Annotated in this window: 10 protein-coding genes; 2 read left to right on the top strand and 8 right to left on the bottom strand. The window is 62.8% G+C overall.

The window, feature by feature from the left end:
• Positions 1–4 precede the first annotated feature (4 nt).
• From HU722_RS11650 to HU722_RS11665, 4 genes are read right to left on the bottom strand one after another with little or no spacing between them, the layout of a single operon-like run.
• The gene (locus HU722_RS11650) at positions 5–490 is read right to left on the bottom strand and encodes a flavin reductase family protein (protein WP_010567340.1); all 486 of its coding nucleotides are present in this window, start codon (positions 488–490) and stop codon (positions 5–7) included.
• A 12-nt stretch (positions 491–502) separates the two neighbouring features.
• A complete protein-coding gene (locus HU722_RS11655) occupies positions 503–1984 on the bottom strand; it encodes an aldehyde dehydrogenase (RefSeq protein WP_065876281.1) in 1482 nt (493 codons plus the stop codon).
• A complete protein-coding gene (locus tag HU722_RS11660; RefSeq protein WP_049708912.1) occupies positions 1981–2814 on the bottom strand; it encodes an alpha/beta fold hydrolase in 834 nt (277 codons plus the stop codon). Before HU722_RS11660 ends, HU722_RS11655 begins: the two co-directional genes overlap by 4 nt.
• A 44-nt stretch (positions 2815–2858) precedes the next feature.
• Positions 2859–3449, bottom strand: coding sequence for an amino acid synthesis family protein (locus HU722_RS11665; RefSeq protein ID WP_049708911.1), 591 nt, complete (start codon positions 3447–3449; stop codon positions 2859–2861).
• Between the two features lie 424 nt (positions 3450–3873).
• Here HU722_RS11665 and gabP point away from each other — a divergent pair, with 424 nt between their 5' ends.
• Positions 3874–5283 carry a GABA permease gene (gene gabP / locus HU722_RS11670; protein WP_065876280.1) on the top strand — a complete coding sequence of 470 codons (1410 nt, stop codon included), beginning with the start codon at positions 3874–3876 and terminating at the stop codon, positions 5281–5283.
• Positions 5280–6356, top strand: coding sequence for a choline metabolism transcriptional regulator GbdR (gene gbdR, locus HU722_RS11675; protein ID WP_065876279.1), 1077 nt, complete (start codon positions 5280–5282; stop codon positions 6354–6356). The genes gabP and gbdR overlap by 4 nt, the downstream gene beginning before the upstream one ends.
• 2 nt (positions 6357–6358) lie before the next feature.
• Here gbdR and HU722_RS11680 read toward each other — a convergent pair whose 3' ends face one another.
• The 4 genes from HU722_RS11680 to HU722_RS11695 all read right to left on the bottom strand — a co-directional run bounded on the left by HU722_RS11680 (position 6359) and on the right by HU722_RS11695 (position 11457).
• Complete coding sequence (locus HU722_RS11680) at positions 6359–7702, bottom strand: c-type cytochrome (protein WP_065876278.1); 1344 nt, start codon at positions 7700–7702, stop codon at positions 6359–6361.
• A 16-nt stretch (positions 7703–7718) separates the two neighbouring features.
• Positions 7719–9944, bottom strand: coding sequence for a xanthine dehydrogenase family protein molybdopterin-binding subunit (locus HU722_RS11685; RefSeq protein WP_065876277.1), 2226 nt, complete (start codon positions 9942–9944; stop codon positions 7719–7721).
• Positions 9944–10399: a (2Fe-2S)-binding protein gene (locus tag HU722_RS11690; RefSeq protein ID WP_065876276.1), complete on the bottom strand. Its 456-nt coding sequence runs from the start codon at positions 10397–10399 to the stop codon at positions 9944–9946. Before HU722_RS11690 ends, HU722_RS11685 begins: the two co-directional genes overlap by 1 nt.
• 149 nt (positions 10400–10548) lie before the next feature.
• Positions 10549–11457: a LysR family transcriptional regulator gene (locus HU722_RS11695; RefSeq protein WP_065876275.1), complete on the bottom strand. Its 909-nt coding sequence runs from the start codon at positions 11455–11457 to the stop codon at positions 10549–10551.
• Between the last annotated feature and the right edge of the window lie 73 nt (positions 11458–11530).

Genomic DNA, 11530 nt, shown 5'->3' on the forward strand with positions numbered 1-11530 from the left:
CTCCTCAGGCCAGGGTGGGCAGCGGGCCCAGCTTGCCTTTGTGATAGATCATCGGTGTGACCGGCTGCTCGGGCAGGATCAGGTTCTTCACCGCGCCGACGATGATCGCGTGATCGCCGCCGTCGTATTCGCGCCACAGTTCGCACTCGATGATCGCGGTGGCCTTGGCCAGCAGCGGGTTGCCCAGTTCGCTCAAGTGCCACTCGATACCTTTGGCTTTTTCCTTGCCCTTGCTGGCAAAGGCATAGGCTTCGGCGGTCTGGTCGGCTGACAGTAAGTGAATCGCAAAGCGCTTGCTGTCGCGCAGGATCGGGTAGGTGTCGGAGGCGTAGTTGGGGCAGAACAGCACCAGCGCCGGGTCGATCGACAGCGCGCTGAACGCACTGGCGGTAATGCCGACGATGCCGCCGTCCGGGTCAAGGGTGGTAACCACCGTGACGCCGGAAGGGAAGGAGCTCATGACGTCTTTGTAAATGCCGGGTTCGATCATGGTGGTGGACTCTTAACGCATCACAAAAGGATCAGGCATGGGCGCCTGGGAGAGGTTGATCCACACCGTCTTCAGCTCGGTGTAGGCCAGCACCGAATCGATGCCGCTTTCACGTCCGTAGCCGCTGTTCTTGAAGCCGCCGATGGGCGCCATGGCCGAGACGGCACGGTAGGTGTTGACCCAGATGATACCCGAACGCACGTCGCGGGCCAGGCGATGGGCGCGGCCCAGGTCACGGGTCCAGATGCCGGCGGCAAGGCCGAACTGCGAGTCGTTGGCGATGGCCAGCGCTTCGGCCTCGTCCTTGAAACGGATGACCGACGCCACCGGACCGAACACTTCTTCCTGCATGATCTTCATCGAGTTGCGGTCGCACTCGAACAACGTCGGTTCGTAGAACCAGCCTTCGCCAAGGTTCTGCGGGCGCTTGCCGCCGGTACGCAGGCGTGCACCTTCAGCGATGGCATCCGCCACCAGGCCTTCGACCACGGCCAGTTGCTGTGCGGTGGCCATGGGGCCCATTTCACTGGCGTCGTCCTGAGGGTTGCCGATGCGGATACGCTGGGCGCGCGCCACCAGGCGCTCGACGAACTCGTCGTAGATTTCATCCTGCACCAGCAGGCGCGAACCGGAGACGCAACTCTGGCCGGACGCAGCATAAATGCCGGCAATCGCACCATTGATGGCGCTGTCCAGGTCCGCGTCGGCAAAGATGATATTCGGTGACTTGCCGCCCAATTCCAGGGATAACTTGGCGAAGTTCTCCGCGCTGCTGCGCACCACATGCCGCGCCGTGGCCGCGCCGCCGGTAAAGGCGATCTTGCGCACCAGCGGGTGGCGGGTGAGGGCGGCGCCGGTACTGGGGCCATACCCTGTGACCACGTTGACCACGCCAGGTGGGATGCCCGCTTCCAGGGCCAGGCGCGCCAGTTCGAGGATGGTTGCCGAGGCATGCTCGGAGGGTTTGATTACGATGGTATTGCCTGCTGCCAGGGCCGGCGCGAGTTTGATCGCGGTCAGGTACAGCGGGCTGTTCCATGGAATGATCGCGGCGACCACGCCCATGGCTTCGTGCACGGTGTAGGCGAAGAGGTCGGGCTTGTCGAGGGGCAGGGTGCCGCCTTCGAGCTTGTCGGCCAGGCCTGCGGTGTAGTGGAAGAACTCCGGCAGGTAGGTGACCTGGCCACGGGTTTCGCGGATCAGCTTGCCGTTGTCGCGGCTTTCCAGCTGGGCCAGTTGCTCTTTGTTCTCGGCGATCAGGTCACCGAGGCGGCGCAGCAGTTTACCCCGCGCGGTGGCGGTGAGGCCACGCCAGGCCGGGCTGTCAAAGGCCGTTTGGGCCGCCTGTACGGCGCGCTCCACATCCGCTTCGTCGGCGTCGGGCAGTTGCGCCCAGGGCTCGGCCAGGGCCGGGTTAAGGCTGTCGAAGGTCTTGCCGGAAAGGGCATCGACCCATTCACCGCCGATGCACATCTGGAAGCGTTCAAGCGTCATGCAACGATCCCCTTTATTGGATTATTTTGGGCGTATACGGTGTCAAGAAACCCCAGCAGCAACTGATTGACCAGGCGCGGCGATTCCACCGGCATCATATGCCGTTGCTCAGCCAGCACCGCAACCGTGGCCCCCGGAATACGATCGGCGAGTTGCCGGGCCATTTCCGGCGTCGAGCCGGGGTCCAGTTCGCCGGTGGCGACCAGGGTGGGGGCGCGCAGACCCTTGAGGTCATCGGCGCGGTACATGTCCTGGGTTGCAAACAGCTCATACGTGGTCAGGTAGCCTTGGGGGTCGTTGCCCGCCAGGGTCTGACGCAGCGCGGCGATCTGCGCCGGGTTGGCCGCCTGGTATTCGCGGCTGAACCAACGCGACAGCGCCGCTTCGGCATTCGCATCCGGCCCGTGTTCGGCGGCCTGGGCGGTGCGTTCGATCACGCCGGCACGCTGCTCGGGGCTGCGGTTGAACACACTGTTGAGCACCACCAGGCTTTTGAGGCGGTCGGGGTAGTGCAGGGCAAACGCTCGCGCCACCAAACCGCCCATGGAAAACCCGATCACAGTGGCCTGGGGCAGTTGCAGGTGGTCGAGCAGCTCCAGCAGTTGGTCGGCATAACCCAGCAGCGGCGTGCCGGCGGCCGGGCGCGGGCTGGCGCCATGGCCGAGCATGTCGTAGGTGATCACGCGGTAGTGTGTGGCCAGGCCAACGACTTGCCCGCCCCACATTTCTTTGTTCAGGCCCACGCCGTGGATCAAAACCACAGGCTGGCCTTGGCCGGTCGCCAGATAACTGGTGCCAGCCGGGGTGCGTTCAGCGGTGAGCCGAATCATGGAGCGCTCCTGCATGCCTTTTTTTATTGGGGGGCTTGCCTGGCTTACTGGGCCTTTTCGGCGGCCAGTTCTTCCAGGTCGATATACCGGTTGCCGATGCGCGGGTGCAGGCGGCCGCCATCGGCGCAACCCAGCACCACGACGATTTCGTCGGCCCGCGGCGCGTCTTCGATCTGCATTTCCAGGGTGATGTAGTGCGAGCGCAGGCCTTCGTCGTCCTTGTGCATCATCGGGATCTGGATCGAGGTGCCCGGGCCGCCGCGCTTGTTGGTGAAGCTCAGGTAGCTTTTGGCTTTGACCGCTTCGCGGTAGTGGTTGCCGAAACGCAGGGTATGGATGATCGCGCTGGCATGTTCGATCTCGCCGTCGGCACCGACCACAGCCGCTTTACCGTAGGCCTCAATGTTCTCGGCACCGCCGATGATGCCCACCAGGCGCTCGACCATCAACGCGCCGAGGTCGGAGCAATTGGCACGGATCTCCGGCTTCAGGTCTTCGACAAAACCACGGCCCAGCCAGGGGTTTTTCAGCACAACGGCCAGGCCGACCATTTTCACGGGGGTGTCGGAGGCTTTGCCGCCTTCGATGAAGGTTTCTTCTACGTAGCTGACGATCTTGCGGATTTCGAAACTCATGGCTGCTCCAACGGGATGCGATTGGTTTGCGTATGATGGTATACCATAATACCAGAAGCGCAAGAGTCAGAAATAAACCGAGGACGCAGTGATGCGATGAAAGGTCCAAGAGATGACTTTTTGTGGCGGGGTGTAAACGTCTGCTCATCAAGGTGAGTGGTGTGGAGCAGGGAGCACCAAGTGGTCATGAACGTTGTCGACAATCAGCAAGGCGAACACGCCGGGGCTCCGCGAGAGTCTGCCCATAACAGAGCGGTATAAACGCAGGCCCCGCACCGATGTCGATATCAGACCAATCCCTGCCGCTTTCAGGCTGTTTTCAGGAAAGTCAGGCCGCGTAAGGTGACCCATCATTAAGAAATGATGATCGCCTGACCCTTCAGTCAGTACGCCCTGACGTCGATCACCGAGAACAACAAAAACAATGAATAGCCTGAATTCCAACGATTCGAACGGCCAGTTGGCGCAGGGCTTCAAGCCGCGTCATGTCACCATGCTTTCCATTGCGGGCATCATCGGCGCGGGGTTGTTCGTCGGTTCCGGACACGCGATCGCCGCGGCTGGGCCGGCAGTGCTGCTGGCCTATCTGTTCTCCGGCACGCTGGTGGTGCTGGTCATGCGCATGTTGGGGGAGATGGCGGTGGCCAACCCCGATACAGGGTCATTCTCGACCTATGCCGACCAGGCCATCGGCCGCTGGGCCGGGTTCACCATCGGTTGGTTGTACTGGTGGTTCTGGGTGCTGGTGATCCCCATCGAAGCCCTGGCCGCCGGGCATATTCTCAACCAGTGGTTCCCACAGATCGACGCTTGGCTGTTTGCCTTGCTGTCGATCTTTTTGTTGGTGGTCACCAATCTGTTCAGCGTGTCCAAGTACGGTGAGTTCGAGTTTTGGTTCGCCATGGCGAAAGTGATTGCGATCATCGGCTTCATCGGTCTGGGCTTCGCGGTGTTGATGGGCTGGATTCCCGAGCGGGAGGCCAGTGGCTTGAGCCGATTGATGGAGGACCATGGCGGTTTTGCGCCTAACGGGCTGTCGGCAGTGGTCGGGGCTTTCATCACGATCATGTTCAGTTTCATCGGCACCGAAGCGGTCACCATCGCAGCGGCCGAATCCAGCAACCCGGCGCAGAACATCGCCCGGGCCACGCGCTCGGTGATGTGGCGCATCGGCGTGTTCTACCTGTTGTCGATTTTCGTGGTGATTTCCGTGGTGCCATGGAATGACCCGCTGTTGGCGTCTGTAGGCTCGTATCAACGGGCGCTGGAGCTGATGAACATTCCCCACGCCAAACTGCTGGTGGATGGGGTGGTGTTGATCGCCGTGGCCAGTTGCATGAATTCCTCGATCTACATCGCCTCGCGCATGCTGTTTTCCCTGGGCAAGCGGGGCGACGCACCCAAGCTGATGAGGAAGACTTCGGCGGCGAGCGTGCCGAGGGCGGCGGTGATTGCCAGCACGATCCTGGGCGCGGGAGTGACTCTGTTCAGCTACTTCGCGCCGGCCGGGCTGTTCCAGTTCCTGCTGGCCAGTTCGGGCGCCATCGCCTTGCTGGTGTACCTGGTGATCGCCATTTCCCAGTTGCGCATGCGCAAGATCCTACGGCAGCGCAACGTCACGCTGACCTTCCAGATGTGGCTGTTTCCGTGGCTGACCTGGTTGGTCATTGCGTTCATCTGTACCGCATTGACGGTGATGCTGGTGACCCCCGAGCACCGTTCTGAAGTGTCCTCGACAATCGGCCTGGCCTTGATAATTTCCCTGATCGGCTTGCTCACCGCGCGGCAGCCTGAACGCGCGCAAAAAACAGTGGCCGCAGCTTCGCAGCCATGAGTGCCCGTCCTGTCAGCAGCATCGTTTTCGTGTTGCTGGACCAGTTCACCTTGATGTCACTGGCGGCTGCAGTCGAGCCGTTGCGCATGGCCAATCAGCTGTCCGGCCAGGAGCTTTACAAGTGGCATACCGCGAGCCCGGACGGCAACCCTGTGTGGGCCAGTGACGGCGTGCCCATCACGCCTGACGGTTCGATACTCGGCGTGCCGCCAGCCGACATTGTGATTGTCTGTGGCGGCATCGGCATCCAGGGCACCGTGACTGGCGAGCTGGTCAAGTGGTTGCGCAGCCAGGCGCGTTACGCCAAGCGACTGGGCGGTATTTGTACCGGTAGCTTTGTGTTGGCGCGGGCCGGCTTGCTGGATGGCTATGAATGCAGCGTGCATTGGGAGTGGTTGGCCGCCATGCAGGAGGCCTTCCCACGGGTGACTGTCAGTTCCAGCCTGTTCAGCCTCGACCGGGACCGTCTCACCAGCTCGGGCGGTACCGCGCCCTTGGACATGATGCTGCACTTGATCGGTCGGGATCACGGGCATGAGCTGTCGGCGGCCATTTCCGACATGTTTGTGTACGAGCGGATCCGCAACGAGCAGGACCATCAGCGCGTGCCCCTCAAGCATATGCTGGGCACCCAGCAACCCAAGTTGCAGGAAATCGTGGCCTTGATGGAGGCGAACTTGGAGGAACCGATCAACTTGGACGAGCTGGCCGCGTATGTCGCGTTGTCGCGTCGCCAACTTGAGCGCATGTTCCAGAAGTACCTGCACTGTTCGCCTTCGCGCTATTACCTCAGGCTGCGGCTGATCCGTGCGCGGCAGTTGCTCAAGCAGACACCCATTTCAATCGTGGAATTGGCCGTGCTTTGTGGCTTTGTGTCCACGCCGCACTTTTCCAAGTGCTACCGCGAATACTTCGGCGTACCGCCCAGCGATGAGCGTTCAGTCACGGACAGCGAGCGATCCGTCGTGCTCAAGCCGGTGCTGCACGCGTTGCCTGCGCCCGCGCCCATGAACGTGTTGGAGCAGGCGCGGGGCGAGGCAACGTTTGCCAGCGTGAAGAACCTGAAGTCCTGAATTCAGCGCATATGCAGGATGATCGGGCTGCTGCTCGCCGGGTCGGTATGCCCGCGCAACTTGCCCACCGCCTTCGCCTCAACCGCACCGCCGTTATTACCCCAGGTGCCGCGCACGTAGCTCAGCACCTCAGCAATTTCCTGGTCGGACAATTGCTCGCGAAACGCCGGCATGCGGTAGGCGTCGGGTACGCCGGCGGCGACCACGCGTTGCGAGCCGTTGAGGGTGATGTTGATCGCGGAGGCGCTTTCCTTGGCCAGTGCCGACGTGGCGCCGGCCAGGGGCGGCATCCACTCGGGCTGGCCCTTGCCGTCCAGGCCATGGCACGAGGCGCAACGGGTCGCGTAAGTGCGGGCGCCGGGGACGTCCTGGTTCGTGCTCACCGCCTGATACTGCCAGGGCGTGCCGTCGCGCTGCGGGTCGCCAGGCAGCGACTTGAGATAGCGCGCGATGGCGGCCAAGTCGTCGTCCTGCATGAACTGCGTGGAATTGTTGAAGGCTTCGGTCATTGAGCCATAGACCACTGCATGCGCGTTACGCCCGGTCTTGAGGAACTGCACGATCTGCGGCTCAGTCCAGCGTCCCAGCCCGGTGTTGGGGTCCTGGCGCAGGCTCGGTGCGTACCAGCCGTCGAGCAGGGCGCCGGCGAGGAACGGCTTGCCGGATTCATCCAGGGCTTTTTCGTTAAAGGCCAGGCCGCGTGGTGTGTGGCAGCTGCCGCAGTGGCCGGGGCCCTGGACGATATAGGCGCCGCGGTTCCACAGCGCGTCCTGGTCTGGCTTGGCTGCATAGGTAGCGGTTGGGGCGAACACGCCGTTCCACAGTGCGATGGGCCAGCGCATATTCAACGGCCAGGGAATATCGCTGGGGATATTCGGTTGGTTGGCCGGCTGTATGCCCTGCATGAAGAACGCGTACAGCGCTTTTATGTCGTCATCGCTGAGTTTTACGTAGGACGGGTAGGGCATGGCCGGGTACAGCCGTCGCCCACCCGGCGCCACGCCATGGCGCACTGCGCGGTCGAAGTCAGCCAGGCTGTAAGTGCCGATCCCGGTGTTTTTGTCCGGCGTGATGTTGGTGGCGTGAATCGCCCCCAACGGCGTGGCCATTTCCAGCCCTCCGGCGAACGGCGCCTTGCCTGCCAAACTGTGGCAGGCCACGCAATCGCTGAGGCGGGCGACATACTCGCCACGGCTGACCAAGGCGGGTTCGAAGCTGGCACCCGCCTGTTCCTGTTCGAACGCAGTAGCAGGTTCACGGGTGACATACCAGGCCAGCAGGCCTGCGGCGACCAGGCAGGGCAGCGCCAGCCAGCCTGCGGTTCTTGCGAATCGACGGTTGTTCATGGGCGTTTCCTGAGGGTCAGCTGAAAGTGTGTCGGCTCAAAGGCAGGCTGCGCACGCGCTGGCCCGTCAACTGCGCCACCGCATTGGCCACGGCCGGTGCCACGGCGGGCAACGGCGGCTCGCCGATACCGCCCATTTTTTCGCCACTCTCGACCACCCGTACATGCACCCGCGCCATCTGTGCGGGCGCCAGGATCGGGTACAGGTCGTAGTTGCGCGCCCGTGGTTTTCCATCCACGTACACCGCTTCTTCCAGCAAGGTCTGGGACAAGCCCAACGCCACGGCACCATTGACCTGCGCCTCGACAATCGCCGGGTTGACGATGCTGCCCGGGTCGATGGCCTGCCAGATATCGTGCACCTTGACCTTCCCATTCTCGATGGACACTTCGGCGATCGCTGCCGTGTGGGAGCCGAACGGCGAGGCCATGGCCACGCCGCGAGCGCGTCGGGTGCCGTCCTCGGCGGTGAAGGGGCCACGCTTCCAGCCACCGGACAATTCACCCGCCACTTGCAGCAACGTGGTCAGCCGTGGGTTGTCGCGCAGCAAATGCAAGCGCAGCTCATAGGGATCATGTCCGCCTTTGTCCGCCAGCTCGTCGAGAAACGACTCATAGAAGAAGTCGTTGAGCGAGTTGCCCACCGAACGCCAATAGCCGAGCATGGGCGCGCCTTTGACGTAGATCTGCGCGATGCGTTTGTTGGGAATGGTGTAGGACTTGCCCGACAACCCTTCGAGGGCCGTGGGGTCGATTTTATCGCCCTGTTTGCCGGCAAGCGCTTCGGTCGGGCCTTCGGTCGCGCTGACCGCTTCGATGGCCACCGGGAAGCCTTTGTCATCCAGTGCGGCACGGAACTTGACCACGGCCACCGGGCGCAGCACGTCGCGCAGGAATTCTTCTTCACGGCTCCAGATCAGCTTGATCGGACGCCCCACTGCCTTGGCCAGCGCAATGGCCTGCGGGTAGGGGTTGGCCGAGTCATACAAGAAGTGCCGCCCAAAAAAGCCCCCCAGCAATGGCGAGTGCAGGGTGATTTTGTCGAGGTCGAGGCCGGTGCGCTTGGCGATGTCGGCGCGGAACATGTCCGGCGCCTGGTTAGGCAGCCAGATCTCCAGAGTGCCATCGGGGTTGAAGCGTGCGAGGGCGGATGGCGGTTCCAACTGGGCGTGGTTGAGGTACTGGTTGTGATACGTCGCTTCGATTTTGGTCTTGGCGCCTGACAGTGCGGCCGCCACGTCACCTTCATTTTCGTCGTCACGGGCCGGGCCTTGCTGAGCGGCGAGGAAGTCGCGGTGCTTGTCGCTGGAGAAGTCCGCCGGCATGACGCGCAGTGTCGAGTCGGCAGCCGCTTCTTGCCAGTCGACCTGGACCGCTTCAACCGCACGCTTGGCGTGCCACCAACGTTCAGCCACCACCGCCACTGCGCCGGGGAGCACGTGCACCGAATGCACGCCTTTCATGGCTTGCACGTGTGACTGGTTACGCAGGCTGCCCACGGTCATGCCCAGGCGTGGCGCATGCTGCACAGCCGCGTGAAGCATGCCGTCGACTTTCAGGTCGATGCTGTATTGCGCCTTGCCGGTGGATTTGTCGTAGGCATCCAGGCGTTTGACCGGCTTGCCGATCCAGCGGAACTGGCTTGGGTCGCGCAGCGTGATGCTGGCCGGGTCGGGCACCGGCATGTCCAGGGCGCGACTGGCCAATTCGCCGTAGCCCAACGAACGGCCGGAAGCCGTATGTACCACCCGGCCAGGCTGGGTGGTCAGTTCGGCAACCGGTACACCCAACTGCGCGGCACCGGCTTGCAGCAGCATCGCGCGGGCGAGGGCGCCCAGGCGGCGCATGGTCGGGTAGCTCATGCGCACCGACATGCTGCCGCCGGTGATGCGCAGGCCGTTGTCCATCACCACATACGCTTCGCCGGGTGGCGCGGCTTCGACGATAAACGTAGCGGGGTCGGCATCCAGCTCTTCGCCGACAATCTGCGCCATGGCGGTGTGGGTGCCTTGTCCGCCTTCCATGAACGGACTGAGCAGGCGCACCGTGCCGTCCGGGCGAATTTCAAGAAACGCCGGCACCTGAGTGCCACGTTCTGCCGCGTTGGCCGTGGCCGCCTGCACCCTCGACGCGCCAAGCGGCAGGCCGAAACCGATCACCAGCGCGCCCACCGCCGTGCTCGCCAGGAAGCGGCGGCGCGACAGGTTTACCGGTGCTTCGAGCAGTTCATTGAGGATGCTCATCAGACGCTCTCCTGCTTGGCCAGTGCGTCGACCGCCGCATGGATGGCGTTATAGGTGCCGCAACGACACAGGTTGATCATCGCCGCGTCGATCTGCGCCTTGCTAGGGGCGGGGGTGTGCTTGAGCAGCGCAGTCGCGGCCATTACCTGCCCGGACTGGCAATACCCGCATTGCGCCACCTGATGCTCGACCCAGGTCGCGACCACACGCTTGCCCACCTCATCGTCTTCAATCGCTTCGATGGTGGTGATTTCACGCCCGACCACGCCGGCCACTGGCGTGACACACGAGCGCACCACATTACCGTCCACCAGCACCGAGCAGGCCCCGCACTGGGCCAGGCCGCAGCCGTATTTGGTGCCGGTCAGGCCCAGGTCGTCGCGGATCACCCATAGCAGTGGCGTGTCGGCGTCGGCTTCGACCTGATAGGTTTTCTGGTTGATTCGTAATTCCATGGCTCACCTGCTGATCATCGGTGTATGCGGCCATTTTTAGTATGAGGTTGCGGCGGCCGCTCATTGTCGAACTCTAGACCACGGTGCAAGGGCTATCTATCCGAAATCCGAGAAGTCGGAGGATCAGGCAAGTATTCAAGAGGATTGAGCTAGCGTGCCTGATCCCATTCTTGACGTACCGCACTGCGAATCCCGTCCAGCAACATTGCAAACGCCGGGTTGTCGTTGTTCTCGCGCCAGATCAAATGCAGCTCACTTTGCGCCCCTTCGCCCAAGTCGATATCGCGGAACACCACGTTCTTGAACACCACACTGCTGGCGCAACGCGGCACCAGTGCCAGGCCCATACCGGCATTGACCAGCGCCAGGATGGTCAGGGATGACCCCAGCCACTGCACAAACTCCGGAGCAACGCGCGCTGAGCGCAGCAGGCCGGTGAGCAGTTCGTTGAACGGCGGGTAGGCCGAGTGGGCGTACATCAGGAAGGGCTGGGCGTCCAAGTCGTGCACGCTGACCGTCTCGGCATTGGCCAACCGATGGCTGCTGGGAACTGCCAGCACGAAGGGCTCGCGCACCAGGCATTCGGTGGCGTAGCCCGGCTCCAGCAGCGGCGCGCGGACAATCCCCAGGTCGATCCGGCGGGCGCGCAGCGCTTCATATTGCTGGTAGGTGTTCATCTCTGACAGGTCGATCTTCACCTGGGGCTGCCGGAGCCGCGCCTCGGCGATCACGCGTGGCAAAAACTCGTACACCGCGCTGCCGACGAAGCTGATATTGACCGTGCCGATATCGCCCTCAGCGAAGCGACGCGCCGTCACCGCCGCTTGCTGGGCACGTTCCAGCAAGTTCTGCGCCTCGATAAAAAAGGCGCGGCCGGCGGCGGTGAGGGCAACGCTGCGGGTGGTGCGGGCAAACAGTTCGACCCCCAAGTGATGTTCCAGCAATTGGATCTGTCGGCTGAGCGGCGGCTGGGTCATGTTCAGCCGTTCGGCCGCGCGCCGAAAATTCAGCTCGGTGGCCACAGTGGTGAAGCAACGCAGTTGAGTGAGTTCGAACATTGATCTAATCCAGGTATCAATCGGATGCCAAGTTAGATTAGACGGGATCAATGCCCGACGTCCATGATCAACG

Source organism: Pseudomonas tritici (assembly GCF_014268275.3).
GTDB lineage: Bacteria > Pseudomonadota > Gammaproteobacteria > Pseudomonadales > Pseudomonadaceae > Aquipseudomonas > Aquipseudomonas tritici.